The following is a 24,329-nucleotide window of genomic DNA, read 5'->3' on the forward strand; positions in this document are numbered from 1 at the left end:
CCGGGCTTTCGGCGCACCGCCGGCGCCCCATTGACTAAAATTCACAGATTCTTCAGGAGCAATCCATGGGTTCCCTTTCCATCTGGCACTGGCTGATCGTGCTGCTGATCGTCGTCATGGTGTTCGGCACCAAGAAGCTCAAGAACATCGGCTCCGACCTCGGCGGCGCCGTCAAGGGCTTCAAGGACGGCATGAAGGACGGCCAGGCCGATCCCGCCGCCCCTGCGCAGCAGGTGACCAACACCACCCCCGGCGCCGACAAGTCGACCATCGACGTCGAAGCGCGCCAGAAGTCCTGAGCCTTGCGACTGCACCGGCGCCCGTGATCGACCTCGGCATTTCCAAGATGGCGCTGATCGGTGCCGTGGCGCTGATCGTCATCGGCCCGGAGAAGCTGCCGGGCGTGGCCCGCACGGTGGGCACGCTGCTGGGACGGGCGCAGCGCTACGTCAACGACGTCAAGGCCGAGGTCAACCGCTCGATGGAGCTGGACGAGCTGCGCAAGATGAAGGACACCGTCGAGGGCGCCGCCCGCGACGTGGAACAGAGCATCCACAGCGGCGCGCGCGAGGTCGAGAGCAGCCTGTCGGGCGCCGAAGTCGATGCGCTCTCGCCGGAGTCCATCGAGGCTGCGCCGGTCTATCCCGTCTACAAGCATCCCCGCAAGAACTGGCGCCTGAAGCAGGGCGCCGTTCCCCACTGGTACAAGACGCGCAACGGCGTGCGCACCCGGGCCCAGTCGGGCGCCGCGCGCGTGGCCCGCTACCGTCCGCAGAAGTTCAACTAGCGCCGGCGGCGCCCCCTTCCTTCCCCCTCGCGCCGGAGTCCGGCCCCGCGGACCCTTCCCCCGATGGCTGATTCCGATCCCAAGAACAAAGAAGACGAGCTGGCCGGCACGGAGCAGCCCTTCGTCGCCCACCTGGCCGAGCTGCGCGACCGGCTGCTCTACTGCATCTACGGCGTGGCGATCGCCGCCGCGCTGCTGGCCGTCTGGCCGGGCCCGAGCGGGCTGATCGACTGGATCGCCGTGCCCATCCGCCACCACATGCCGCCCGACGCGAAGCTGATCGCCGTGGGCGTGTTCTCACCCTTCTTCGTGCCGCTGAAGGTGCTGATGATGGCGGCCGTGCTGCTGGCGTTGCCGTGGCTGATGTACCAGATCTGGATGTTCGTCGCCCCGGGCTTGTACAGCCACGAGAAGCGCTTCGCGCTGCCGCTGATCATCTTCGGCAGCTTCCTGGCCTATGCCGGCATCGCCTTCGTGCAGTTCTTCGTGCTGGAGCGGGTGTTCGGCTTCATCCAGCACTTCACACCCGAGTCGGTGGCGGCGACGCCGGACATCTCGTCCTACGTCGAGTCCATCCTGTCGCTGTACCTGGCCTTCGGCGCGGCCTTCCAGGTGCCCATCGTGGTGATGCTGCTGGTGCGCTTCGAGATGATCACCATCGAGAAGCTGCGCTCCTTCCGAGGCTACTTCATCGTGGTGGCCTTCGTGGTGGCGGCGGTGATCACGCCGCCCGACGTGATCTCGCAGCTCGCGCTGGCGATCCCCATGTGCCTGCTCTACGAGGTCGGCATCTTCGCGGCGCAGTATTTCGTGCGCGTGACCAAGGTGCCGGAGGAAGACGGCGCCGGCGAGCAGAAGACGGACTCGGCGCAGCCCTGAGCCTCCAGGGTTCGGGGGCGCCGGCCGGCGCTCAGTTCGGCAGGCGGCGGATCGGCGTGCGCGGGCGGGTGCCCGCCGTCACGTCCAGCTCCATCCGGTCGGCGCCGCGCTGCAGCTTGAACAGGGCGCTGCTGCCGGGCTTCAGCCCGGCCACGGCGGTGAGCAGTTCCTGCACGTTGCCGATGTCCTTGTCGCCCACCGCGGTGATCACGTCGCCCGGCCGCAGGCCCGCCCGCGCCGCCGGCCCGTTCTGCAGCACGCCGGTGATGATCACGCCCTCGGTGGCCTTGACGCCGAAGGTCTCCGCCAGCTCGGGCGAGAGGTCGTTGGGCTCCACGCCGATCCAGCCTCGCGTGACCTGGCCATCCTTGACGATGCCTTCCAGCACCTGCTTGGCCGTGGACACGGGGATCGCGAAGCCGATGCCCATGCTGCCGCCCGAGCGCGAGTAGATCGCGGTGTTGATGCCCTCCAGGTTGCCGTTGACGTCGATCAGCGCGCCGCCGGAGTTGCCGGGGTTGATCGCCGCGTCGGTCTGGATGAAGTTCTCGAAGGTGTTGATGCCGAGCTGGTTGCGGCCCAGGGCCGAGACGATGCCGCTGGTGACCGTCTGGCCGACGCCGAAGGGGTTGCCGATCGCCAGCACCTGGTCGCCCACCTGCAGCACGTCGGAATTGCCCAGCACGATCACCGGCAGCTTGTCCAGCGTGATGCGGATGACCGCCAGGTCGGTGTCCGGGTCGGTGCCGATGAGCTTGCCCGGCGCGTGGCGTCCGTCGTTGAGCGTGACCTCGATCTCGTCGGCGCCCTCGACCACGTGGTTGTTGGTGAGGATGTAGCCGTCGGCGCTGACGATCACGCCGCTGCCCAGGCCCACCTGCGGCTGCGAATCGCCCTGGTCGCCGAAGAAGAAGCGGAACCAGGGGTCGTCGCTGCGCGGGTGGCGGCTGGCGGCCTTGCTGGTGTTGATGCTCACCACCGCCGGCGCCGCCTTCTTGGCCGCGGCGCTCAGGCTGCCGGGCGCGGGCAGGGCCGAGCCGGGCCCGGCCGTCGGCGCCTCGATGATCGACACCACGCCGCCGAGCGAGCGGGTGCTGCCGTGCTGCAGCCACTGGGGCTTGAGAGTGGCGACCACGAAATACGCCGCCAGCAGGACGGTCACGGCTTGGGCGAACAGCAGCCAGATGCGCTTCATGAAAAAGAGGCCGGAATGAAGGAGCCGCGGTGCGCGGCCCGAGGCCGGCATTGTCCCTCAAGCCCGGCGGGCAGGCGGGTGCGCGGACCCCTGCCGGAGGGCGACAATGCCCGCATGACCACCACCCGCCACGAACTGCTGCACGCCTTCGACCTGCTGCTGGCGCCGGGGCGCTTCAAGGACTACGGCCCCAACGGCCTGCAGGTGGAGGGCCGCACCGCGGTGCGGCGCCTCGTCTCGGGCGTCACCGCCAGCCGGGCGCTGATCGAGGCGGCCATCGCGGCCCAGGCGGACGCGGTTTTCGTGCACCACGGCCTCTTCTGGCGCGGGCAGGATGGCCGCGTGACCGGCTGGATGAAGCAGCGCCTGGCCCTGCTGCTGGCGCACGACATCAACCTCTTCGCCTACCACCTGCCGCTGGACGCGCACCCGGAGCTGGGCAACAACGCCCAGCTCGGCCTGCGCCTGGGCCTGGTGGCCGAGCCGGGGCCCGAGGGGCGATTCGGCGAGCAGGAACTGGGCTTCATCGGGCGCCGGGCCGAGGCGGAGGGCGACGGCTTCGCCGATGCGCCGGCGTTGGCGCGCCACGTCGAGGCCGTGCTTGGGCGGCCCGCGACGCTGGTGGATCCCGGCCGCGGCCCCGTCCGGCGGGTGGCGTGGTGCACCGGCGGCGCGCAGGGCTACTTCGAGGCGGCCATCGCGGCCGGCGCCGACGCCTTCCTCACCGGCGAGATCTCGGAGCCCCAGGCCCACTATGCCCGCGAGGCGGGCGTGGCCTTCCTGGCCTGCGGGCACCACGCGACCGAGCGCTACGGCGCCCCGGCCGTCGCCGGGCACGTGGCGGCCCAGTTGGGGCTGAGCCACGAATTCATCGACATCGACAACCCGGCGTGAACGGCAGCACCTCGCATTCCCCAGCCGGCCCGATCGCGCTGACGCAGGGCGATCCGGCCGGCATCGGCCCGGAGATCCTGGCGCGGGCCTTCGCCGAGGCGCCCGAGCTGATGGCAGGCTGCTTCGTGGCCGGCGACGTCGGCACCATGCGGCGCGCCAGCGTGCTCGCGGCGAGGGAGGGCGCGCCGCCGCTGCCGGTGGCCGAACTCGATGCCGGCGCCGAGGCGCTGGACGCGCCGCCGCGCTGCATCCCCGTGCTGCAGGCGGTGGCACCGCCCGGCCCGCTCGCGATGGGGCGCATCGACGCGGCGGCCGGCCGCGTGGCGGGCGAGGCCGTCGTCTGGGCCGCGCGTGCGGCGCTGCGGGGGGAGGTCTCCGCGATGGTCACGGCGCCGCTGCACAAGGAGGCGCTGGCCGCGGCGGGCTTCCCCTATCCGGGCCACACCGAGTTGCTGCAGGCCGAGGCGGCCAGCCACCTCGGCAAGGCGCCGGCCGAGGTGCCGGTGCGCATGATGCTCGCCAACGACGAGCTGCGCACCGTGCTGGCGAGCATCCACGTCCCGCTGCGCGACGCGATCGAGGCGCTCAGCATCGAGGGCCTGACGCAGACGCTGCGCATCACGCACGAGGCGCTGGCGGCGATGCTGGGCTTCGCGCCGCGCATCGGCGTGGCGGGCCTGAACCCGCATGCGGGCGAGGGCGGGCTCTTCGGCAGGGAGGAGATCGAGATCATCGGGCCGGCCATCGCGGCGGCGCGGGCCGAGGGCATCGAGGCCGACGGCCCCCACCCGCCCGACACCGTGTTCATGCGCGCCCGCAGCCGGGGGGGGGCGCCGGGTGCGTTCGACGTGGTGGTGGCGATGTACCACGACCAGGGCCTGATCCCGGTGAAGTACCTGGGCGTGGAGCAGGGCGTCAACGTGACGCTGGGGCTGCCCTTCGTGCGGACCAGCCCCGACCACGGCACCGCCTTCGACATCGCGGGGCAGGGCGTGGCCGATGCCGCGAGCCTGCTCGCGGCGGTGCGCATGGCGCGCGCGCTGGCTTCGCGCGCGGGCTGAGGCCTACTTCTTCAGGCTGTCGCGGATTTCGCGCAGCAGCACGATGTCCTCGGGCGGCGCGGCGGGCGCGGGCGCCGGCTCCTCGGTGCGGCGCAGGCGGTTGATCTGCTTGACCATCACGAAGATCACGAAGGCCAGGATGATGAAGTTCACCGCGATGGTGATGAAGTTGCCGTAGGCCAGCACCGGCACGCCGGCCTTCTTGAGTTCCGCCAGGTTGTCGGCGACGCCCGCAGGGACGCTGCCGAGCACGACGTAGAGGTTGGAGAAGTCCAGCTTGCCGAAGACCAGGCCGATCAGCGGCATGATGATGTCGGCCACAAGCGAGTCGACGATCTTGCCGAAGGCGCCCCCGATGATCACGCCGACGGCCAGGTCGACGACGTTGCCCTTCATGGCGAATTCGCGGAATTCCGAGGCGAAGCTCATGGCGCGTGCCCTGCGGTGAAGTTGAGGTGCGCGAAAGTATAGGCGCGGCCTTCGCGCCGGCTGCATCGCGTTGAAGTCGCTTGTATCGCTCCGCTACAATCTTCGGTTGACCCCGCAAAGCCACGACGACAAGTACGCGAGTGCGGCCGAATGGCTCCTTCAAGGGCCCCTTGAAGCCGAGGCAGCGCCCGCGTAGATCGAGTAGAGGAACCCCCATGAGTGACGTCCCGGTCGACCCGCAACGGATCGATTCCAGCAAGCGAACTTGGTTGATCGCATCCGGCTGTGCCGGTGCCGTGGGTGGCGTCGCCACGGCCGTGCCCTTCGTGAGCACCTTCCAGCCTTCCGAGAAGGCCAAGGCGGCCGGTGCGCCGGTCGAGGTGGACATCGGCGCGCTGCAGGTCGGCGAGAAGATCACCGTCGAATGGCGCGGCAAGCCGGTCTGGATCCTCAAGCGTTCGCCGGAGCAGATCGCCGAGCTGCCCAAACTCGACCCGCAGCTGGCCGACCCCCAGTCGCAACGCAACCCCACCGAGTTCACGCCCAAGTACGCGCAGAACGAGAACCGCTCGATCAAGCCCGAGGTGCTGGTGGTCGTCGGCATCTGCACCCACCTGGGCTGCTCGCCGATCGACAAGTTCCAGTCGGGCGCGCAGCCTTCGCTGCCCGACGACTGGAAGGGCGGCTTCCTGTGCCCCTGCCACGGCTCCACCTTCGACCTGGCCGGCCGCGTGTTCAAGAACAAGCCCGCGCCCGACAACCTGCCCGTGCCGCCGCACAAGTACCTCTCGGACACGCGCCTCCTGATCGGCGACGACGGGACCGGCGCAGCCTGAGGGGAGCGAGCACATGGCCGAATTCAAGGAAATCTCCCCCAACGCCTCGGCGGGCGCCAAGCTGGGCAACTGGCTGAACAACCGCTTCCCGACGATGTTCGACGCCTACCGCGTCCACATGTCGGAGTACTACGCGCCGAAAAACTTCAACTTCTGGTACATCTTCGGCTCGCTGGCCCTGCTGGTGCTGGTGATCCAGATCGTCACCGGCATCTTCCTGGTGATGCACTACAAGCCCGACGCGAGCCTGGCCTTCGCCTCGGTCGAGTACATCATGCGCGACGTGCCGTGGGGCTGGCTGATCCGCTACATGCACTCCACCGGCGCCTCGGCGTTCTTCGTGGTGGTGTACCTGCACATGTTCCGCGGCCTGCTGTACGGCTCCTATCGCAAGCCGCGCGAGCTGGTCTGGATCTTCGGCTGCGCGATCTTCCTGTGCCTGATGGCCGAGGCCTTCATGGGCTACCTGCTGCCCTGGGGCCAGATGTCCTACTGGGGCGCGCAGGTGATCGTGAACCTGTTCTCCGCCATCCCCTTCGTCGGCCCCGACCTGGCGCTCTTGATCCGCGGCGACTACGTGGTGAGCGACGCCACGCTGAACCGCTTCTTCAGCTTCCACGTCATCGCCGTGCCGCTGGTGCTGCTGGGCCTGGTGGTGGCGCACCTGCTGGCGCTGCACGACGTGGGCTCCAACAACCCCGACGGCGTCGAGATCAAGGCGACCAAGGACGCCAACGGCAAGCCGCTGGACGGCATCCCGTTCCATCCCTACTACACGGTGCACGACGCGCTGGCCGTTGTGCTGTTCCTGATCGTGTTCTCGGCGGTGATCTTCTTCGCGCCCGAGATGGGCGGCTACTTCCTGGAGTACAACAACTTCATCCCGGCCGACCCGCTGAAGACGCCCAACCACATCGCGCCGGTGTGGTACTTCACGCCCTTCTATTCGATGCTGCGCGCCATCACCAGCGAGATGATGTATGCGCTGATCGCCTGCGTGGTGGCCGGCGCCGTGTTCGGCGTCTGGAAGACGCGCCTGGCCGGCCTCGTCAAGGGCATCATCGTCATCGCCGCGGTGGTGGTCTGCGCGCTGATGCTCTCGATCGACGCCAAGTTCTGGGGCGTGGTCGTGATGGGCGGCGCCGTGATCATCCTGTTCTTCCTGCCCTGGCTGGACACCAGCCCCGTCAAGTCGATCCGCTACCGTCCGGGCTGGCACAAGTACCTCTACGGCCTGTTCGTGATCAACTTCGTCGTGCTGGCCTACCTGGGCGTGCAGCCGCCGTCGCCGATCGGCGAGCGCGTGTCGCAGGTCGGGACGCTGTTCTACTTCGGCTTCTTCCTGCTGATGCCCTGGTGGAGCCGGCTGGGCGAGTTCAAACCGGTCCCCGAGCGCGTGACCTACGCAGCGCACTGATCCGGAGACCCACCACAATGAAGAAACTGATCCTCACGTTGATCGCGGCGCTGGGCGTGGTTGCCGGCGCGCAGGCTGCCGAGGGCGGCATCGCCTGGGACAAGGCGCCGGTGCGCACCAATGACCTGGCCTCGCTGCAGAACGGCGCCAAGCTGTTCGTCAACTACTGCCTGAACTGCCATTCGGCCGCCTTCATGCGGTACAACCGCCTGACCGACATCGGCCTCACGGAGCAGCAGATCAAGGACAACCTGCTGTTCTCCACCGAGAAGGTCGGCGAGACGATGAAGGCGAACATCGACCCGAAGCAGGCCAAGGAATGGTTCGGCGCCAACCCGCCCGACCTGACGCTGGCGGCGCGCGCGCTCGCCGGCCACGGCGGCACGGGTGCCGACTACCTCTACACCTACCTGCGCACCTTCTACCGCGACGAAAGCAAGGCCACCGGCTGGAACAACCTGGCCTTCCCGAGCGTGGGCATGCCCAACGTGCTGTGGGAGCTGCAGGGCGAGCGCCGGCCGGTCTACACCAAGGTCGAGCAGCACGGTCACGAGACCGATGTCATCAGCGGCTGGGAGCAGGTCAAGCCCGGCACCCTGGCGCCGCTGCAGTTCGATCAGGCTGTCGGCGATCTGGTGAACTACATGCAATGGATGGCCGAGCCGGCTCAGAACACCCGCGTGCGCGTGGGCGTCTGGGTGCTGCTCTTCCTGGTGATGAGCCTGGTCTTCGTCTGGCGCCTCAATGCCGCGTACTGGAAGGACGTGAAGTAGCAAGAAGCGCCGGGTGTGCACGCCTGCCTCGCGTGGCGTGCGCGTCTCTCGTAGGAGTGGGCTGCCTGGCGGCCCACTCTTTTTGATTTTTAGGAGCCTTTCGCCATGATGGTGCTGTATTCCGGAACCACCTGCCCCTTCTCCCACCGTTGCCGCTTCGTGCTGTTCGAGAAGGGCATGGATTTCGAGATCCGCGACGTCGATCTCTACAACAAGCCGGAAGACATCGGCGTGATGAACCCGTACGGCCAGGTGCCGATCCTGGTCGAGCGCGACCTGATCCTGTACGAGTCGAACATCATCAACGAGTACATCGACGAGCGCTTCCCGCATCCGCAGCTGATGCCGGGCGACCCGGTGGACCGCGCGCGCGTGCGCCTGTTCCTGCTGAACTTCGAGAAGGAACTGTTCGTCCACGTGTCGACGCTGGAGAACCGCAGCACCAAGGGCAACGAGAAGGCGCTGGAGAAGGCCCGCTCGCACATCCGCGACCGCCTGACGCAGCTGGCCCCGGTGTTCCTGAAGAACAAGTACATGCTGGGCGAGAACTTCTCGATGCTCGACGTGGCCATCGCGCCGCTGCTGTGGCGCCTGGACTACTATGGCATCGACCTGAGCAAGAACGCGGCGCCGCTCCTGAAGTACGCCGAACGCATCTTCTCGCGCCCCGCCTACATCGAGGCCCTCACGCCGTCCGAGAAGGTGATGCGCAAGTAAGCTCCGCTGCGTCGTCGCGGCATCCGCCTCCATCATGATCAACGCTCTCGAAACGTCCTCGCTGCGGCCCTACCTGATCCGGGCGCTGTACGAATGGTGCACGGACAACGGCTTCACCCCCTACGTCGCCGTGCAGGTCGACGAATCGGTCCAGGTGCCGCGCGAGTACGTCAAGAACGGCGAGATCGTGCTGAACATCAGCTACGACGCGACCAGCGCACTGAAGCTGGGCAACGAATTCATCGAGTTCAAGGCCCGCTTCGCCGGCACCGCGCGGGACATCATCGTGCCCGTCGGACGGGTGGTGGCGATCTATGCGCGCGAGAACGGGCAGGGCATGGCCTTCCCGACCGCCGTGGCGGCTCCGGCGGAGCCCGGCCGGCCGGCGGAGGCGGAGTCGCGGGTGATGCACCTGGTGGCCGAGGACGAGGCCGTCTCGGAGCCTGAGGACGCGCCCGCCGACGGGGACGAGGAGCCGCCGCGCCCGCCGACCGGCGGCGCCCCGTGGCCGGCGCTCAAGCGCGTCAAATGAGGTGAGGGCCGGCCGGTAGAATCCGCCGCGCGCCGCTTTAGCTCAGTTGGTAGAGCACCCGCCTTGTAAGCGGTAGGTCGTCAGTTCGATTCCGACAAGCGGCACCACACATCCAGGCCCGGACGCGTCCATGACCGCCCGGGCTTTTTTGCGCTCCCGGCTCAGGCGCGGCCGCGCACCTTGATCCGCAGCGCGTCGATGCCGAAGCCCTGGCTGCGCAGGTGCGCGAGGAGCATCGGCGTCATCTGCCGCAGCTTGGCGGCCGTCGCGCTGCCGTCCACCAGCAGGCACCAGTGGGCGTCCTCGATCGGCCCGGCCTGGACGCCGTCGCGCAGGCCGGCCGGCAGCAGCGGGCGGATGGCCTGCAGGCAGGCCTGGGCCTCGCGCACGCGGGCCATCAGCCCGGACAGCGTCGGCGACGATTCGGCGGCCTCGTGCAGGCTCAGGGCAGGCGGGCGGCGGGGCGAAAAAAGGGGGCGGGATGCCATGGAAGGCCGGTGTCTAAAATGACGGGTTCGCCGGCTGCACCGCCGGCAACGGCCCGACGATGCGGTGGCCTTTCGGACGACACCGAAGGCGGCGGCGCTGCGGCCCGTCTCATTCACCTTATCTTAGGCTTTTCGACCTGCCGTGCCGCTCGATGCGGCGCACGCGCCGATCCAGCATTCATGGCCACCAATCTCCTGACCCGACTGTTCGGCAGTCGAAACGACCGTCTCCTCAAGCAGTATCGCAAGGCGGTCGAGCGGATCAATGCGCTCGAGCCTTCCTTCGAGCAGCTCAGCGACGAGGCGCTGCGTGCCAAGACGCAGGAGTTCCGGGACCGGCTGGCCAAGGGCGAGCAGCTGGACGACCTGCTGGTCGAGGCCTTCGCCACGGTGCGCGAGGGCTCCAAGCGCGTCATGAAGATGCGCCACTTCGACGTGCAGCTGCTGGGCGGCATGGCGCTGCACCACGGCAAGATCGCCGAGATGCGCACCGGCGAGGGCAAGACGCTCACGGCCACGCTGCCCGTGTACCTGAATGCGCTCACCGGCAAGGGCGTGCACGTGGTCACGGTGAACGACTACCTGGCCAGCCGCGACGCGACCTGGATGGGGCGCCTGTACAACTTTCTCGGCCTGACGGTGGGCATCAACCTGCCCAACATGCCGCGCGAGGAGAAGCAGGCCGCCTACGGTTCCGACATCACCTACGGCACCAACAACGAGTACGGCTTCGACTACCTGCGCGACAACATGGTGTACGAGCCGGTCGACCGCGTGCAGCGCGGCCTGAACTACGCCATCGTCGACGAGGTGGACTCGATCCTGATCGACGAGGCGCGCACGCCCCTGATCATCAGCGGCCAGGCCGAGGACCACACCGACCTGTACCTGGCAATGAACAAGGTCGCGCCGCTGCTCACGCGACAGGAGGGCGAGGCCGACCCGCGCACCGGCGAGGGCATCATCACGCCGGGCGACTTCACGATGGACGAGAAGTCGCACCAGGTCTACCTGACCGAGGACGGGCACGAGAAGGCCGAGCAGATCCTGGCCGAGTTCAAGCTGCTGCCCGAGGGCGCCTCGCTGTACGACCCGGCCAACATCGCGCTGATGCATCACCTGATGGCCGCGCTGCGTGCACGCAACCTCTACCACCGCGACCAGCACTACGTGGTGCAGAACGGCGAGGTGGTGATCGTCGACGAGTTCACCGGCCGCCTGATGAGCGGGCGCCGCTGGAGCGACGGCCTGCACCAGGCGGTGGAGGCGAAGGAGGGCGTGCAGATCCAGGCCGAGAACCAGACGCTGGCCTCGATCACCTTCCAGAACTACTTCCGCCTGTACGCCAAGCTGGCCGGCATGACGGGCACGGCTGACACCGAGGCCTACGAGTTCCAGGAGATCTACGGCCTGGAGACGGTGATCATCCCGCCCAACAAGCCGAGCCGCCGCGACGATCAGCTCGACCGCGTCTACAAGACCACGCGCGAGAAGTACGAGGCGGCCATCGCCGACATCCGCGAGTGCTACGAGCGCGGCCAGCCGGTGCTGGTGGGCACCTCCTCGATCGAGAACTCCGAGATCATCGACGGCCTGCTGACCAATGCCGGCCTGCCGCACCAGGTGCTCAACGCCAAGCAGCACGCGCGCGAGGCCGAGATCGTGGCACAGGCGGGCCGGCCGAAGATGATCACCATCGCCACCAACATGGCGGGCCGCGGCACCGACATCGTGCTGGGCGGCAACGTGGAGAAGGTGATCGAGGCGATCGAAGCCGACCAAACTGGCGAGGGGCGCGACACCGCCTCGAAGGAGGCCGAGATCGCCGCGCTGCGCGCCCAGTGGCAGCAGGACCACGAGCTGGTGACCTCGCTCGGCGGCCTGCGCATCATCGCCACCGAGCGCCACGAGTCGCGCCGCATCGACAACCAGCTGCGCGGCCGCTCCGGCCGCCAGGGCGACCCGGGCTCCTCACGCTTCTACCTGAGCCTGGACGATCCGCTGATGCGCATCTTCGCGGGCGACCGCGTCCGGGCGATCATGGACCGCCTGAAGATGCCCGACGGCGAGGCCATCGAGGCCGGCATCGTCACCCGCAGCATCGAGAGCGCGCAGCGCAAGGTGGAGGCGCGCAACTTCGACATCCGCAAGCAGCTGCTGGAGTACGACGACGTAGCCAACGACCAGCGCAAGGTGATCTACCAGCAGCGCAACGACATCCTCGACGCGTCCGACATGAGCGCGCAGATCGCCGCGCTGCGCGAGGGCTGCTTCACCGATCTGGTGCGCCAGTACGTGCCGGCCGAGTCGGTGGAGGAACAGTGGGACCTGCCTGCGCTGGAGCGTACGCTCGCGGAGGACTGGGGCATCGACCTGCCGCTGGTCAAGGAAGTGGAGGCCGCCGCCGCCATGTCCGACGAGGATTTGGTCGAGCGCGTGGTGAAGGCGGCCGACGAGGCCTACGACGCCAAGGTGGCGCTGGTCGGCCAGGAGAACTTCACCCAGTTCGAGCGCATGGTGCTGCTGCAGAGCATCGACACCCACTGGCGCGAGCACCTGGCGGCGCTGGACTACCTGCGCCAGGGCATCCACCTGCGCGGCTACGCGCAGAAGCAGCCGAAGCAGGAGTACAAGCGCGAGGCCTTCGAACTTTTCGGCCAGCTGCTCGATTCGGTGAAGAACGAGGTCACGCGCCAGTTGATGACCGTGCGCGTGCAGTCCAGCCAGCAGCTGGAGGACGCGGCCGACGCGATGGAAAGCCGCGGCGAGAGCATCTCCAACATCACCTACACCGCGCCCACCGAGACCGGCGAGGCCGAGGTGCGCGTGGACGAAGCCAGCGCCCGGCGCGCGGCGGCCGGCGGCCTGTCGGCCGGGGCTGCGGCCTTCGCCCGCGTGGGCCGCAACGATCCTTGCCCTTGCGGCAGCGGCAAGAAGTACAAGCACTGCCACGGCAAGCTGACCTGAGGCCGGCCGGCGGCGGGGTTCGGTCAACCCGCGCGGGCGAGGCCGGCCAGCGGCGCGGCGATCCGGGCGCAGGATTCGCACATCGCGGCGAAGGCCGCGGCCGCCGGGGTCAGCGGCGCGCCAGTGCGTCGCACCACGCCGTTGTGCAGGCGCGGCGCGCGCTCCTTCAGGCGCAGCGGCGCGATCCCGCTCCCCAGCAGCCCGCGCTGCACCATGACGGCAGGCACCAGCGCCAGCCAGTCGGTCGCGCCCACCAGCGCGGCCACCTGCGTGAACGACTCGCAGCCGGCGGCGATCTTCGGCGGCGGCAGCCCCTGCTCGGCGTGGAAGCGGGTGATCGTGCCGCCGGGTCCGCCGGGTGAGCCGATCAGCACCCACTCGCACGCCGCCAGTTCGCGCAGCGAACGCGCCGAGGCCGCCGGATGACCGGGCCGCCCGATGACCACCAGCTCGCTCCTGAACAGCCTGCGTGCCTCCAGGCCCGGCCCCACGCCCTCGTCCGGCAGGGCCGTGACGGCCAGCTCGATCACGCCTTGCTGCAGCGCCGGCTGCAGGTGCTCGTAGAAGCCGCTGAGCAGCTTCAGCCGCACGCCGGGGAAGCGCGCATGGAAGTCCGGCACCACGCGCTGCAGCAGCACCGCGGTGGGCGTCGGGCCCAGACCCACCTGCAACGTGCCGCCTTCGGTGCTGCCGCGCGATTGCAGCGCCTCGTCGCGGATGCGCCCGGTCTCCTGCGCGATCAGTCGCGCGCGGGGCAGCAACTGCCGGCCCGCTGCCGTCAACTGCGCGCCGCGCGTGGAGCGCTCCAGCAGGCGCACGCCCAGGGCCGCCTCCAGCGCCTGCAGGCTGCCGGTGAGCCCGGCCTGCGACACCCCGAGCCCGCGCGCCGCCTGCCGGAAGGAGCCGGACTCCGCCACGGCGAGGAAGGCGCGCAGCTGTTGTAGCGTCATCGGGGCGGCAGGTTCGTCGAGTGATCGCATGGAGCGATCATGATAGGGGAGGCTGAGGTTCCGTCCGATCGCATGCATGCCTAAGCTCCCGGCTTTGCCCGCGAGGGTTCGAGGAAAGGATTCGCATGAAGACCCAGGTGGCCATCGTCGGCGCCGGCCCGGCCGGCATGCTGCTGGCGGAGTTGCTGCGGCAGTCGGGCGTGGCGTGCGTGGTGATCGAGAAGCACAGCCGCGCGCACGTGCTCTCGCGCATCCGCGCCGGCGTGCTGGAGCCGGGCACGGTCGAGGTGCTGCGCACGCATGGGCTGGCCGAACGGCTGGACCGCGAGGGCCATGCCCACGACGGCATGAAGATCGTGTGGGCCGGGCGCGAGGGCTTCTTCATCGACGTGCGCCGGCACCTGGGCAAGCGTTTCGTCGCCTACGGCCAGACGCAGCTCCAGGAGGACCTCTACGCGGCGGCCGACCGGCACGGCACGGTGGTGATCCACGAGGCCGAGGACGTCGAGCTGCACGGCATCGACACGCCGCGGCCGCAGGTGCGCTGGCGCCGGGGCGGCGAACCGATGCGCCTGGACTGCGACTACATCGCCGGTTGCGACGGCTTCCACGGCGCCGCGCGCCGCGCCATGCCTCGGGACGTGCTGCGGGAGTACGAGAAGGTCTATCCCTTCGGCTGGCTGGGCATCCTCTCGCCAACGCCGCCGCTGCCCGACATCGTGTACGCCAACCACCCCCGCGGCTTCGCGCTCGCGTCCATGCGCAGCCCGACGCTCAGTCGCTACTACGTGCAGGTGCCGCTGGAAACGCGCCTCGAGGAGTGGCCCGACGAGCGCTTCTGGGAGGAGCTGAAGGCCCGCTATCCGCGCGAGATGGCCGACGCGATCGTCACCGGCCCGTCGATCGAGAAGAGCATCGCGCCGCTGCGCAGCTTCGTCGCGGAGCCGATGCGCCACGGGCGGCTGTTCCTCGCCGGCGATGCGGCGCACATCGTGCCGCCCACCGGCGCCAAGGGCCTGAACCTGGCGGTGTCGGACGTCTTCTACCTGGCGCGCGCGCTGGCCGCGTTCTACCGCGAGGGCCGCAGCGCGCTGATCGACGCCTACAGCGAGACGGCGCTGCGGCGCGTGTGGAGTTCGGTGCGCGTGTCCTGGTACCTGACCAACCTGCTGCACCGTTTCCCGGACATGAGCGAGTTCGACCAGCGGGCGCAGGAGCACGAACTGGCCTACCTGCGCAGCTCGCCGCACGCGCAGGCGGCGCTGGCCGAGCAGTACGCGGGGCTGCCTTTCGAGGACGCGCCGCCGGGCTGACGCGGCGCCTGCGGGCCGAGGGGCGACATCCTAGAATTCCGGGCTCTTCCCGCGAGGCGCATCGCGCCTCGCCGCCTCTTTCCTTCTTCCCGCCGCCGTCCGCCATGCCCGTCCATCTCGCCGCCCCCGACCCCCAGTCCCTGCATCCGGTCGCCGGCCTGCGCATCGGCGTGGCCGAGGCCGGCGTGCGCAAGGCCAACCGCAAGGACCTGACCGTGATGCTGCTCGACGAGGGCGCGGCCGTGGCCGGCGTCTTCACGCAGAACCGCTTCTGCGCGGCACCGGTGCAGGTGTGCCGGGAGCATCTGGCGCAGAACTTCGGCATCCGCGCCCTGGTGATCAACACCGGCAATGCCAACGCCGGCACCGGCGCCGACGGGCTGGTGTGCGCGCGCTCCACCTGCATCGCGCTGGCGCGCCGACTGGAGATCGCACCCGAGCAGGTGCTGCCCTTCTCGACCGGCGTGATCATGGAGCCGCTGCCCACCGACCGCATCGAGGCGGCGCTGCCCGCCGCGCTGGCCGACGCGGCCGAGGCGAACTGGGCCCGCGCGGCCGAGGGCATCATGACCACCGACACCGTGCCCAAGGCCTTCAGCCGGCAGGTGCAGGTGGGCGGCGCGACCGTCACCATCACCGGCATCAGCAAGGGCGCCGGCATGATCCGGCCCAACATGGCGACGATGCTCGGCTTCCTGGCCACCGATGCGCGCATCGCGCCCGAACTGCTGGCGCCGCTGGCGCGCCGACTGGCCGACGGCTCCTTCAACCGCGTCACCATCGACGGCGACACCTCCACCAACGATTCCTTCGTCGTCATCGCCACGCAGAAGGCCGGCAACGCGGTGGTCGATTCGCTCGCCAGCGCCGACGGCCGCGCCCTGGTGGCGGCGATGGAGGAGGTGGCGCGCCTGCTGGCGCAGGCCATCGTGCGCGACGGCGAGGGGGCGACCAAGTTCATCACCATCCGCGTGGAAGGCGGGCGCGACGCTGCCGAGTGCCGGCAGGTGGCCTATGCGGTCGCGCACTCGCCGCTGGTCAAGACGGCCTTCTATGCCAGCGACCCGAACCTGGGCCGCATCCTGGCGGCGGTGGGCTACGCCGGCATCGCGGACCTGGACCAGACCGGCATCGAGCTGCACCTGGACGACGTGCACGTGGCCACCCGCGGCGGCCGGCATCCCGGCTACCAGGAAGAGGACGGCCAGCGCGTGATGAAGCAAAGCGAGATCACCGTGCGCATCGGCCTCGGGCGCGGCGACGCGGCCGACACGGTGTGGACCTGCGACCTCAGCCACGACTACGTTTCGATCAACGCCGACTACCGATCCTGAGCCCGATGAACGACAAGTTCGACAAACTGATCGAGCGCGCCGAGCAGCTCATCACCCGCATCGAATCCATCCTTCCCCAGCCGCTCGCGGCCCCGCCCGACTGGGATGCCTCCATCGCCTGGCGCTACCGCCGCCGCAGTTCGGGGCACGGCACGCTGGAGCCGGTGCGCCACGTGGCGGCGATGTCGCTCGATGCGCTGAAGGAGATCGACGTCCAGAAGGAGAAGATCGAGCGCAACACGCGGCAGTTCGTCGAGGGCAAGCCGGCCAACAACGTGCTGCTCACCGGGGCGCGCGGCACCGGCAAGTCTTCGCTGGTGCGCGCCTGCCTGCACGCCTTCGCACCGCAGGGCCTGCGCCTGATCGAGGTGGATAAGGCCGACCTGACGGACCTGCCCGACATCGTCGAGGTGGTCTCGGGCCGGCCGGAGAAGTTCATCATCTTCAGCGACGACCTGAGCTTCGACGAGGGCGAGCCGGGCTACAAGGCGCTGAAGTCCATCCTCGACGGCTCGGTGGCCGCCTCCACGCCCAACGTGCTGATCTACGCGACCAGCAACCGGCGCCACCTGCTGCCCGAGTACATGAAGGAGAACCTGAGCTACACGCACACGGAGGACGGCGAGGTCCATCCGGGCGAGGTGGTGGAGGAGAAGATCTCGCTGTCCGAGCGATTCGGGCTGTGGGTGAGCTTCTATCCCTTCACCCAGGCCGAGTACCTGGCCATCGTGGCGCAGTGGCTGTCCTCCTTCGGCCTGGACGCGGCGGCGATCGAGGCGGCACGGCCCGAGGCGCTGGTCTGGGCGCTGGAGCGCGGTTCGCGCAGCGGCCGGGTGGCCTACCAGTTCGCCCGCGACCGCGCCGGCCGGGGCAGTGCCGCATGACGCGCAAGCACACCGAGGTCGCAGTGGGCATCCTCATCGCGCCCGATGGCGCGCTGCTGCTGAGCACGCGGCCCGAGGGCAAGCCCTATGCGGGCTACTGGGAATTTCCGGGCGGCAAGCTGGAGGCCGGCGAGACGGTCGAGCAGGCGCTGCGCCGCGAATTGCAGGAGGAGCTGGGCGTGACGATCGGCAGCACCGAGGTCTGGCGCGTCACCGAGCACGACTATCCGCATGCGCTGGTGCGGCTGCACTGGTGCAAGGTGCGAGAGTGGACGGGCGAGTTCGAGATGCGCGAGGGCCAGGCGATGGCCTGGCAGCAGCTGCCGCTGACGGTGTCGCCTGTGCTGCCGGGCGCCCTGCCGGTGCTGGAGTGGCTGGCCGAGGAGCGTCAGGCGCGCTACTGATGCACCTTCGGATCGCCGAAGGGCTCGTCGTCCGGCGGGCTGTCGGTCGGCATGCGGAACTGCTCGCTGGCCCAGGCGCCCAGGTCGATGCCCTTGCAGCGCGCGCTGCAGAAGGGGCGGTAGGGGTTGGATGGTGCGTAGACACTGTCCTGCCCGCAGGCGGGGCAGGTGACGGTGCGGGCTGTCGCCGGCGGCTTGCCCGGCGCGCGTGGCGGCTTCGGCGCGTTCATGCGCACAGCGTGAGTTCGAATGTGGCGTCGTCGGTGCTGGCGTGCAGGCGGTCGTCGGCGTCCTGGCGCATCAGCCGCACCGACACCATGAGGCGGTTGCCGCTGATCTCCGGGATCAGGCCCAGGGCCGGATCGATGCGCAGGCGCAGCAACTGGAAGCTGCGGCCCTGCGGCAGCGTCTGCTGGAACTGGCCGCCGGCGGCGACCACACGGGTGGGTGTGTCGGTGTCGCGCAGCAGCTTGAGCAGCAGGTGGACGGACTCGGCCAGCGGCGCCAGCGTGGCGGCCCAGCGGTGCAGGTCGGCGCGCCGGACGGCGGCGCTGCGGTGCTGCCAGGCGTAGTAGGCGGGCAGGTCGAACTCGCAGGTGCCGGCCGGAATGCTGGCCCGGCTGCGCACGCTCATCAGCCATTCGTTCTCGGTCAGTGCCTGGCCGGCCTTGCCGGGCACGGTGTTGAGGGTGCCGAAATTGCGCTCCAGCTGGCCGATCACCTCGTCCAGCACCGACTGCTGGATGGCTGGATTGCCGCGGTAGCTGGCCAGCAGGTTCTTGTGCTTGTCCAGGTCGCGCAGCACGTCGGCCTTCAGGTCCGCGCGCGCGGCGACGTCCATCACCTCGAACACCGTCATCAGCGCATAGTGGTGCGACAGGGCCGACTCGCCCGCCACCAGTTCGCCCAGGCGGCGGAACAGGTGCTCGAGCCGCAGGTAGGTCCGGATGCGCTCGTTGAAGGGGTACTCGTAGAGGATCACGCGGGTCGGGAGGAGGCCTGTCGGTTCATCATAGCCTCACGGGGTCCTGGTGCCAGGGGCTGGCACACGCTTTTGCACTTCTCCCAGCATGTACTCGCCCAGTGCCAGTTGGCCGTGCATCGACAGGTGCGTGTCGTTGGGGAAGTAGAAGTCCATGATGCGGCCCCGCTCGCGCTGGGCGAAGGCGAACAGGTCCGGCCCCAGGCGCTTCTGGCCGAAGGCCTGCACGAAGTCCGCCGAATTGGCCGGGTCGATGTAGACGGTCGTCTTGTTGGGAATGATCATCCACATGATCGGGACGCTCGGATGGGCGCGGTTGAAGTCCTCCATCAGCTGCGCGTGCGCCGGCGTGAGGGGGCCGTTCTCGTCGTCCTCGGTGAAGAACAGCACCTTGCCGCACGAGCGGTTGCTGAAGTAGGAGCAGCCGTCCTTCACTTCGCGCGCCATGGTGCGGTAGTCGGTGGGTACGTCACCCGGCGTTTCCATCACCTTGCGCGTGTTGCGGTAGGTCGCCCAGCCGGCCGTCAGAGGCGCGCCGGTGTTGAACTGGAAGGTCGGCAGATGCTCCAGCGGCGCCAGGAACACCTCGCGCTTGGCTTCCAGCGTGTTGGGCGTGGTTTTGCACTCGGCGGACTTCTTGACCCGGTCGGCCGTCAGCCGCTCGACACTCTCGAGGATCACCAGCTTGCCGCGGAAGCCGCCGCGCTGCAGCCAGTCCGCGAAGTCGGCGCACAGTTCGTCGCCGTACTGTCCCCAGAAGGTGGTGGCGACGCGGTAGCCGCCCTTGGCCAGGACCGACTGCCAGCGATGCGTCATCGAGAAGCTGTCGCCGATGACCAGGACGTCGGCCTGGTCGATCGGGCTGCCCAGCAGCAGCTCGGCGGGCACTTGCGGCGGCGGCCTGAGCCAGCCGAACTGCGTGTCCGAGACGCGGCCCAGGCGCGTGAGGTCACCGTAGGGCGGGGGCGTGAACAGGGTGATGAGCAGCAGGCCGCAGACGACGGCGAAACCGAGCAGGAAAGTGGTGAGCCACAGGGCGGCAGGACGCTTGCGGGACGGCATGGCGGCTCAGAACTGGAAGTAGAGGAAGGGGCTGAAGTTGCCCAGCTTGGAGACGCTGAAGCCGAAGAGCGTCACCGTCAGGATCGCCATGCCGATGGTGAACAGGCGCGACAGCACGGGCCGGCCCTGCAGCGCCTGCGCCTCGGGCACCCAGCGCACCAGCGAGATCGCGGGCGGGAGTGCCAGGCAGATGAACAGGCCCGCGATCATCGTCTGGTAGAACTCGTTCTTGCGCAGCATCGGCATCGTCTCGTAGGCCTCCTTGAAGGCCGTGAGCGGCGCGCCGTTGAGGCCCAGCATGCCTTCGTAGATGCGCATCGCCGCGCCGGTGCTCTCGGCGCGGAAGACCACCCAGGCGACCATCACGCACACGAAGGTCAGCAGCCAGCCGAACACCCGGCCGATGCGGCTGCGCGGCGCCTTCGCGTCGCGGCGGAGCAGGGCGTTCCAGAAGTGGTTGACGATCAGGAAGGCGCCGTGCAGGGCGCCCCAGATGACGAAGGTCCACGCCGCCCCGTGCCACAGGCCGCCCAGCAGCATGGTCAGGAACAGGTTGATGTGGCGCCGCGCCGGGCCCTTGCGGTTGCCGCCCAGCGGGATGTAGAGGTAGTCGCGCAGGAAGGTCGACAGAGAAATATGCCAGCGGCGCCAGAACTCGATGATGCTGGTGGACTTGTAGGGCGAGTCGAAGTTCAGCGGCAGCCGGATGCCGAAGCACAGCGACAGGCCGATGGCCATGTCGGAATAGCCGGAGAAGTCGAAGTAGATCTGCAGCGTGTAGGCCAGCACGCCGAACCAGGCGGTGAACAGGCCCGGCGCGACGCCCTGGTGGGCGCCGTGGAAGACCAGGTCCGCATACTGGCCGACAGGATCGGCGACGAGCAGCTTCTTGGCCAGCCCGAAGCTGAAGATCGCCAGGCCCTGCGCGATGTGGTCCGCGTTCATGCGGTAAGTCGCCTGGTTGGCGAACTGCGGCATCATCTGCGCGTGGTGCAGCACCGGCCCCGCGATCAGGTGGGGAAAGTAGGTGACGAAGAGCACGTAGTGCACGAAGCTGCGCTCGCGCACCTTGCCCTGCCAGCAGTCGACCAGGAAGGCGATCTGCGTGAAGGTGTAGAAGGAGATGCCGATCGGCAGCAGCAGGTGCGGCATCGGCAGCGGGGCGATGCCGGCGGCGGCCAGGCCCTCGTTGACGTTGCCGACGAAGAAGTCGGCGTACTTGAAGATGCCCAGCACCACCAGGTTCACGGTGAGCGCCAGCACCAGCATGCGCTTGCGACCCGCGTCGCTGCGGCCCGGCTGCGGCGTGAGCTGCAGGCCGAACCAGTAGTTGATGCAGATCGATGCCAGCAGCAGCGGCATCGCCTCGATGCTCCACCAGCCGTAGAAGAACAGCGACGCCAGGGCCAGGAAGCCCGCGGCCGCGCGGGTGCTGCGCCATCCCACGAGGAAGAACCCGAAAAGGACGATCGGGAAGAAGGCGAAGATGAACGCGTAGGAATTGAACAGCATCGTGTGCGACGGAGCGAAAGGCGCCGCGCAGCAGCCGGCGCGGCCTGTCTTCGTTCTTGTGGCGCCTGCCTCCCTGCGGGGAGGGGCGGGCAGCCGGCGATTATCGCAAGCCTTCGCCGAGCCACCGCTGGTGCAGAGTCCGCACGTCGGCGCGGAGTTCCTCCAGCGGGATGCCGTCGTTGAAGAGCACGGCATCGGCGGCTGCGCGGCGCGCGCGGCGGTCGGCCTGCTGCGCGATCACCGCCTGCACGATCTCGGGCTGCCAGCCCGAGCGGGCGATGACACGCTCCAGCTGGGTGGCCTCGCTGGCATCGACCACCACCACCCGGTCGACCAGCCGCCGCCAGCGGCCCGACTCCACCAGCAGCGGCACGTCGAACACCACGCCGGGGCCGGCCGCCGCGGCGGCCTGGCGTTCGCACTCCTGGCCGATCAGCGGATGGAGGATGGCTTCGAGGCGGCCCTTGGCGGCCGGGTCGGCGAAGACGATCTCGCGCATCCGCGCCCGGTCCAGCGCGCCCTGCGCATCGAGCGTCGTGGGCCCGAACGCCTGGGCGATGGCCGGCAGGGCGGTGCCGCCCGCCGCGGTGAGCGCGCGGGCGATCGCGTCGGTGTCGACCACGGTCACGCCCAGTTCGCGCCAAAGCATCGAGACGGTGCTCTTGCCGCTCCCGATGCCGCCGGTCAGACCGATGCGCCGCATGGCGATACCGTGCCGCTCAGCGCAGCAGCCCGCCGAGCGGAAAGGCGAAGGGCATCCACTCGCGCACCGTGGCCGGGCCGATCATCAGGCACACCAGCCCGGCGCCGGCCAGGAAGGGGCCGAAGGAGATGGGGATGTCCTTGTGGGCCAGCCTGCCCGCCAGCAGCAGGAGGCCGCCCAGAAGGGCGCCGACCAGCGAGGAGACGAGCACGATGGCGATGAGGAAGTCCGCCCCTAGCCAGGCGCCGAGCGCGGCCAGCAGCTTGAAGTCGCCGTAGCCCATGCCTTCCTTGCCGGTGACGAGGCGATAGCCGTGGAACACCAGCCACAGGGCGAGGTAGCCGAACACCGCGCCCCACAGGGCGGATGAGAGCGGTACGCCCGTCCATCCCGCGGCAGCGCCGATGAGGCCCAGCCACAGCAACGGGTAGTTGAGCGAATCCGGCAGCAGCTGGGTGTCCAGGTCGATGGCGAACTGGCACACCAGCAGGGCGGCGAAGGCGGCCCACAGTGCGCCCGTGATCGTCAGTCCGAAGCGCCAGGCGCACAGGGCGAAGAGCAGGCCGGTCGCCAGTTCGACCAGGGGGTAGCGCCAGCCGATGCCTGTCCGGCAGCCACTGCAGCGGCCGCGCAGCGCCAGGTAGCTCAGCAGCGGGATGTTCTCGTACCAGCGGATCCGATGGCCGCAGTGCCCGCAACGGGAGGCCGGGCGCGCCAGTCCGAGCGGCGGCAGGTTGTCCACCTGCGCCAGCCCGTCGTCGGCCGCCTGCACCAGCGGCTTCGGCTGCGCGGACCCGGTGCCGAACACCAGTTGCCACAGCGTGGGCGTGTCCTGCGACGAGGAGAGGTTGGCCAGGGCATCGGTCAGCCAGCCCCGGTACATCATCAGCGGAACGCGATGGATCACCACGTTCAGGAAACTCCCGATGAGCAGGCCCAGGACGCCGCCGGCGGCGGCATCGATCCAACGCAGTTCCTGCATCAGACCACTTGGCCGAGCTTGAAGATCGGCAGGTACATCGACACCACGATGCCGCCGATGACAACCCCCAGGATGACGATGATGATGGGCTCCATCAGGCTGGACAGGCCCGCGACCATGTCGTCGACCTCCTGCTCGTAGAAGTCGGCCGCCTTGCCCAGCATGTGGTCGATGGAGCCGGATTCCTCGCCGATGGCCGTCATCTGCAGCACCATCGAGGGGAACAGGTTCGCGTTGGTCATCGCCGTCGTCAGGCTGGTGCCGGTGGACACCTCCTGCTGGATCTTCTCCGTGGCGTCCGAGTAGACGGTATTGCCGGAGGCGCCGCCCACCGAGTCCAGCGCCTCGACCAGCGGCACGCCGGCGGCGAACATCGTGGAGAGCGTGCGCGTCCAGCGCGCCACGCAGGACTTGTCGATGAGCGCGCCGAAGATGGGCAGCCTCAGCAGCAGGCGGTCCATGAAGCGCTGCACCTTCTCGTTGCGCTTCCAGGCTTGCATGAAGAAGTAGCCGCCGCCGATCAGCACGCCGAAGATCAGCCACCAGTACGCCACGAAGATCTCGCTCATGCCCATGACGAACAGCGTGGGCGCGGGCAGATCGGCGCCGAAGGAGGTGAACACCTGCTTGAAGGCCGGGATGACGAAGATCATGATGATTGCCACCACCACGAAGGCCACCACGACCACCGCCGTCGGATACATCAGCGCGGACTTGATCTTGGACTTGATCGCCTCCGTCTTCTCCATGTAGGTGGCCAGGCGATCGAGCAAATCTTCCAGGATACCGGCCGCCTCGCCTGCTTCCACCAGGTTGCAGTAGAGGCTGTCGAAGTACTTGGGGAACTTGCGGAACGCGGCCGACAGCGACGAGCCCGTCTCCACATCGGTGCGGATGTCGTTGAGCAGCCGCGTCACGTTGGGGTTCGCGTTGCCCCGGCCCACGATGTCGAAGGCCTGCAGCAGCGGCACGCCGGCCTTCATCATCGTGGCCAGCTGCCGGGTGAAGATGGCGATGTCCTTGGGCTTGATGGCCTTGCCCGAGCGCGTGCGCCGCTTCTTGACCTTGGTGGTCAGGATGCCCTGGCGCCGCAGCGAGGCCTGCACCTGGTTCTCGCCGGCGGCGCGCATTTCGCCGCGGACGATCTTGCCGTTGCGGTCGCGGCCCTCCCACTCATAGATGGTTTCCCGCGTGTTGTTCCTGGTCTGGGCGGCCGTGGCCATGCGAA

The 24,329-nt window shown here is 69.0% G+C and carries 26 protein-coding genes and 1 tRNA gene; 16 read left to right on the forward strand and 11 right to left on the reverse strand.

The genetic code is table 11. The annotated features are described in order from the left end of the window. The first annotated feature begins 65 nt into the window (after window positions 1-65). The 3 genes from tatA (at window position 66) to tatC (ending at window position 1,666) form a co-directional block, all read left to right on the forward strand. Window positions 66-299, forward strand: a complete 234-nt coding sequence (tatA, locus tag Q392_RS15570; RefSeq protein WP_038209581.1) for a Sec-independent protein translocase subunit TatA — start codon at window positions 66-68, stop codon at window positions 297-299. 23 nt (window positions 300-322) lie between these two features. Then, a complete protein-coding gene (tatB, locus tag Q392_RS15575; RefSeq protein ID WP_038209582.1) occupies window positions 323-787 on the forward strand; it encodes a Sec-independent protein translocase protein TatB in 465 nt (154 codons plus the stop codon). A gap of 63 nt (window positions 788-850) precedes the next feature. Next, a complete protein-coding gene (tatC, locus tag Q392_RS15580; RefSeq protein WP_038209583.1) occupies window positions 851-1,666 on the forward strand; it encodes a twin-arginine translocase subunit TatC in 816 nt (271 codons plus the stop codon). Window positions 1,667-1,697: 31 nt separating this feature from the next. Here tatC and Q392_RS15585 read toward each other — a convergent pair whose 3' ends face one another. Continuing rightward, complete coding sequence (locus Q392_RS15585; protein ID WP_038209774.1) at window positions 1,698-2,861, reverse strand: trypsin-like peptidase domain-containing protein; 1,164 nt, start codon at window positions 2,859-2,861, stop codon at window positions 1,698-1,700. A gap of 114 nt (window positions 2,862-2,975) precedes the next feature. Between Q392_RS15585 and Q392_RS15590 the strand changes: the two genes are divergently transcribed. Beyond that, window positions 2,976-3,755 carry a Nif3-like dinuclear metal center hexameric protein gene (locus Q392_RS15590; RefSeq protein WP_051953537.1) on the forward strand — a complete coding sequence of 260 codons (780 nt, stop codon included), beginning with the start codon at window positions 2,976-2,978 and terminating at the stop codon, window positions 3,753-3,755. After that, window positions 3,752-4,816: a 4-hydroxythreonine-4-phosphate dehydrogenase PdxA gene (gene pdxA / locus Q392_RS15595; protein WP_051953538.1), complete on the forward strand. Its 1,065-nt coding sequence runs from the start codon at window positions 3,752-3,754 to the stop codon at window positions 4,814-4,816. Before Q392_RS15590 ends, pdxA begins: the two co-directional genes overlap by 4 nt. A 3-nt stretch (window positions 4,817-4,819) precedes the next feature. Here pdxA and mscL read toward each other — a convergent pair whose 3' ends face one another. Continuing rightward, window positions 4,820-5,245: a large conductance mechanosensitive channel protein MscL gene (gene mscL / locus Q392_RS15600; RefSeq protein ID WP_038209584.1), complete on the reverse strand. Its 426-nt coding sequence runs from the start codon at window positions 5,243-5,245 to the stop codon at window positions 4,820-4,822. A gap of 215 nt (window positions 5,246-5,460) precedes the next feature. Here mscL and petA point away from each other — a divergent pair, with 215 nt between their 5' ends. From petA to Q392_RS15630, 6 genes are all read left to right on the forward strand, one after another. Beyond that, the gene (petA, locus tag Q392_RS15605; protein WP_038209586.1) at window positions 5,461-6,081 is read left to right on the forward strand and encodes a ubiquinol-cytochrome c reductase iron-sulfur subunit; all 621 of its coding nucleotides are present in this window, start codon (window positions 5,461-5,463) and stop codon (window positions 6,079-6,081) included. Between the two features lie 13 nt (window positions 6,082-6,094). Then, window positions 6,095-7,498 (forward strand): cytochrome b N-terminal domain-containing protein, encoded by a 1,404-nt coding sequence (locus Q392_RS15610; protein ID WP_038209589.1) that lies wholly within the window; start codon window positions 6,095-6,097, stop codon window positions 7,496-7,498. 17 nt (window positions 7,499-7,515) lie between these two features. Continuing rightward, window positions 7,516-8,271 carry a cytochrome c1 gene (locus tag Q392_RS15615; protein WP_038209592.1) on the forward strand — a complete coding sequence of 252 codons (756 nt, stop codon included), beginning with the start codon at window positions 7,516-7,518 and terminating at the stop codon, window positions 8,269-8,271. A gap of 105 nt (window positions 8,272-8,376) precedes the next feature. Then, complete coding sequence (locus Q392_RS15620) at window positions 8,377-8,988, forward strand: glutathione S-transferase N-terminal domain-containing protein (RefSeq protein ID WP_038209595.1); 612 nt, start codon at window positions 8,377-8,379, stop codon at window positions 8,986-8,988. Between the two features lie 34 nt (window positions 8,989-9,022). Next, window positions 9,023-9,520, forward strand: a complete 498-nt coding sequence (locus tag Q392_RS15625) for a ClpXP protease specificity-enhancing factor (RefSeq protein WP_038209599.1) — start codon at window positions 9,023-9,025, stop codon at window positions 9,518-9,520. A 31-nt stretch (window positions 9,521-9,551) separates the two neighbouring features. Next, window positions 9,552-9,627 (forward strand) — tRNA-Thr (locus Q392_RS15630). Between the two features lie 54 nt (window positions 9,628-9,681). On the opposite strand, the gene Q392_RS15635 is transcribed toward Q392_RS15630, so the two are convergent. Beyond that, window positions 9,682-10,008, reverse strand: a complete 327-nt coding sequence (locus tag Q392_RS15635; RefSeq protein ID WP_038209602.1) for a DciA family protein — start codon at window positions 10,006-10,008, stop codon at window positions 9,682-9,684. Between the two features lie 180 nt (window positions 10,009-10,188). Here Q392_RS15635 and secA point away from each other — a divergent pair, with 180 nt between their 5' ends. After that, window positions 10,189-12,975 carry a preprotein translocase subunit SecA gene (secA, locus tag Q392_RS15640; protein ID WP_038209616.1) on the forward strand — a complete coding sequence of 929 codons (2,787 nt, stop codon included), beginning with the start codon at window positions 10,189-10,191 and terminating at the stop codon, window positions 12,973-12,975. 23 nt (window positions 12,976-12,998) lie between these two features. Here the strand turns inward: secA and Q392_RS15645 are convergent, their stop codons facing one another. Further along, complete coding sequence (locus Q392_RS15645) at window positions 12,999-13,955, reverse strand: LysR family transcriptional regulator (protein ID WP_245610730.1); 957 nt, start codon at window positions 13,953-13,955, stop codon at window positions 12,999-13,001. A 95-nt stretch (window positions 13,956-14,050) separates the two neighbouring features. Between Q392_RS15645 and pobA the strand changes: the two genes are divergently transcribed. The 4 genes from pobA (at window position 14,051) to Q392_RS15665 (ending at window position 17,860) form a co-directional block, all read left to right on the forward strand. Then, on the forward strand, window positions 14,051-15,238 hold the full coding sequence (pobA, locus tag Q392_RS15650; protein ID WP_038209630.1) for a 4-hydroxybenzoate 3-monooxygenase: 1,188 nt from the start codon (window positions 14,051-14,053) through the stop codon (window positions 15,236-15,238). Between the two features lie 104 nt (window positions 15,239-15,342). Then, complete coding sequence (gene argJ, locus Q392_RS15655) at window positions 15,343-16,572, forward strand: bifunctional glutamate N-acetyltransferase/amino-acid acetyltransferase ArgJ (protein ID WP_038209631.1); 1,230 nt, start codon at window positions 15,343-15,345, stop codon at window positions 16,570-16,572. A 5-nt stretch (window positions 16,573-16,577) separates the two neighbouring features. Continuing rightward, a complete protein-coding gene (locus Q392_RS15660) occupies window positions 16,578-17,456 on the forward strand; it encodes an ATP-binding protein (protein ID WP_038209634.1) in 879 nt (292 codons plus the stop codon). Continuing rightward, window positions 17,453-17,860 carry an NUDIX domain-containing protein gene (locus Q392_RS15665; protein ID WP_038209635.1) on the forward strand — a complete coding sequence of 136 codons (408 nt, stop codon included), beginning with the start codon at window positions 17,453-17,455 and terminating at the stop codon, window positions 17,858-17,860. The genes Q392_RS15660 and Q392_RS15665 overlap by 4 nt, the downstream gene beginning before the upstream one ends. Here the strand turns inward: Q392_RS15665 and Q392_RS15670 are convergent. From Q392_RS15670 to Q392_RS15700, 7 genes are all read right to left on the reverse strand, one after another. Then, complete coding sequence (locus Q392_RS15670) at window positions 17,854-18,090, reverse strand: DNA gyrase inhibitor YacG (protein ID WP_038209638.1); 237 nt, start codon at window positions 18,088-18,090, stop codon at window positions 17,854-17,856. The genes Q392_RS15665 and Q392_RS15670 overlap by 7 nt on opposite strands. Further along, the gene (zapD, locus tag Q392_RS15675; RefSeq protein ID WP_038209640.1) at window positions 18,087-18,842 is read right to left on the reverse strand and encodes a cell division protein ZapD; all 756 of its coding nucleotides are present in this window, start codon (window positions 18,840-18,842) and stop codon (window positions 18,087-18,089) included. Before zapD ends, Q392_RS15670 begins: the two co-directional genes overlap by 4 nt. A gap of 36 nt (window positions 18,843-18,878) precedes the next feature. After that, the gene (locus Q392_RS15680) at window positions 18,879-19,904 is read right to left on the reverse strand and encodes a hypothetical protein (RefSeq protein ID WP_038209642.1); all 1,026 of its coding nucleotides are present in this window, start codon (window positions 19,902-19,904) and stop codon (window positions 18,879-18,881) included. A gap of 6 nt (window positions 19,905-19,910) precedes the next feature. After that, window positions 19,911-21,416 carry an MBOAT family O-acyltransferase gene (locus Q392_RS15685; protein ID WP_038209645.1) on the reverse strand — a complete coding sequence of 502 codons (1,506 nt, stop codon included), beginning with the start codon at window positions 21,414-21,416 and terminating at the stop codon, window positions 19,911-19,913. Between the two features lie 100 nt (window positions 21,417-21,516). Next, window positions 21,517-22,119 (reverse strand): dephospho-CoA kinase, encoded by a 603-nt coding sequence (coaE, locus tag Q392_RS15690; RefSeq protein ID WP_038209646.1) that lies wholly within the window; start codon window positions 22,117-22,119, stop codon window positions 21,517-21,519. A 16-nt stretch (window positions 22,120-22,135) separates the two neighbouring features. Beyond that, complete coding sequence (locus Q392_RS15695; RefSeq protein WP_211260243.1) at window positions 22,136-23,101, reverse strand: prepilin peptidase; 966 nt, start codon at window positions 23,099-23,101, stop codon at window positions 22,136-22,138. Then, the gene (locus Q392_RS15700; protein ID WP_038209651.1) at window positions 23,101-24,324 is read right to left on the reverse strand and encodes a type II secretion system F family protein; all 1,224 of its coding nucleotides are present in this window, start codon (window positions 24,322-24,324) and stop codon (window positions 23,101-23,103) included. Before Q392_RS15700 ends, Q392_RS15695 begins: the two co-directional genes overlap by 1 nt. Window positions 24,325-24,329: the final 5 nt, after the last annotated feature.

Source organism: Xenophilus azovorans DSM 13620 (genome assembly GCF_000745855.1).
In the GTDB taxonomy this organism is placed as follows: Bacteria; Pseudomonadota; Gammaproteobacteria; order Burkholderiales; family Burkholderiaceae_C; genus Xenophilus; species Xenophilus azovorans.

Excerpts from the sequence above, each read along its gene's own strand:
- tatA (WP_038209581.1), top strand. The coding sequence starts at position 66 with ATGGGTTCCCTTTCCATCTGGCACTGGCTGATCGTGCTGCTGATCGTC.
- tatC (WP_038209583.1), top strand. The coding sequence starts at position 851 with ATGGCTGATTCCGATCCCAAGAACAAAGAAGACGAGCTGGCCGGCACG.
- Q392_RS15585 (WP_038209774.1), bottom strand. The coding sequence starts at position 2,861 with ATGAAGCGCATCTGGCTGCTGTTCGCCCAAGCCGTGACCGTCCTGCTG.
- Q392_RS15590 (WP_051953537.1), top strand. The coding sequence starts at position 2,976 with ATGACCACCACCCGCCACGAACTGCTGCACGCCTTCGACCTGCTGCTG.
- mscL (WP_038209584.1), bottom strand. The coding sequence starts at position 5,245 with ATGAGCTTCGCCTCGGAATTCCGCGAATTCGCCATGAAGGGCAACGTC.
- petA (WP_038209586.1), top strand. The coding sequence starts at position 5,461 with ATGAGTGACGTCCCGGTCGACCCGCAACGGATCGATTCCAGCAAGCGA.
- Q392_RS15610 (WP_038209589.1), top strand. The coding sequence starts at position 6,095 with ATGGCCGAATTCAAGGAAATCTCCCCCAACGCCTCGGCGGGCGCCAAG.
- Q392_RS15615 (WP_038209592.1), top strand. The coding sequence starts at position 7,516 with ATGAAGAAACTGATCCTCACGTTGATCGCGGCGCTGGGCGTGGTTGCC.
- Q392_RS15620 (WP_038209595.1), top strand. The coding sequence starts at position 8,377 with ATGATGGTGCTGTATTCCGGAACCACCTGCCCCTTCTCCCACCGTTGC.
- Q392_RS15625 (WP_038209599.1), top strand. The coding sequence starts at position 9,023 with ATGATCAACGCTCTCGAAACGTCCTCGCTGCGGCCCTACCTGATCCGG.
- Q392_RS15635 (WP_038209602.1), bottom strand. The coding sequence starts at position 10,008 with ATGGCATCCCGCCCCCTTTTTTCGCCCCGCCGCCCGCCTGCCCTGAGC.
- secA (WP_038209616.1), top strand. The coding sequence starts at position 10,189 with ATGGCCACCAATCTCCTGACCCGACTGTTCGGCAGTCGAAACGACCGT.
- Q392_RS15645 (WP_245610730.1), bottom strand. The coding sequence starts at position 13,955 with ATGCGATCACTCGACGAACCTGCCGCCCCGATGACGCTACAACAGCTG.
- pobA (WP_038209630.1), top strand. The coding sequence starts at position 14,051 with ATGAAGACCCAGGTGGCCATCGTCGGCGCCGGCCCGGCCGGCATGCTG.
- argJ (WP_038209631.1), top strand. The coding sequence starts at position 15,343 with ATGCCCGTCCATCTCGCCGCCCCCGACCCCCAGTCCCTGCATCCGGTC.
- Q392_RS15660 (WP_038209634.1), top strand. The coding sequence starts at position 16,578 with ATGAACGACAAGTTCGACAAACTGATCGAGCGCGCCGAGCAGCTCATC.
- Q392_RS15665 (WP_038209635.1), top strand. The coding sequence starts at position 17,453 with ATGACGCGCAAGCACACCGAGGTCGCAGTGGGCATCCTCATCGCGCCC.
- Q392_RS15670 (WP_038209638.1), bottom strand. The coding sequence starts at position 18,090 with ATGAACGCGCCGAAGCCGCCACGCGCGCCGGGCAAGCCGCCGGCGACA.
- Q392_RS15680 (WP_038209642.1), bottom strand. The coding sequence starts at position 19,904 with ATGCCGTCCCGCAAGCGTCCTGCCGCCCTGTGGCTCACCACTTTCCTG.
- Q392_RS15685 (WP_038209645.1), bottom strand. The coding sequence starts at position 21,416 with ATGCTGTTCAATTCCTACGCGTTCATCTTCGCCTTCTTCCCGATCGTC.
- coaE (WP_038209646.1), bottom strand. The coding sequence starts at position 22,119 with ATGCGGCGCATCGGTCTGACCGGCGGCATCGGGAGCGGCAAGAGCACC.
- Q392_RS15695 (WP_211260243.1), bottom strand. The coding sequence starts at position 23,101 with ATGCAGGAACTGCGTTGGATCGATGCCGCCGCCGGCGGCGTCCTGGGC.
- Q392_RS15700 (WP_038209651.1), bottom strand. The coding sequence starts at position 24,324 with ATGGCCACGGCCGCCCAGACCAGGAACAACACGCGGGAAACCATCTAT.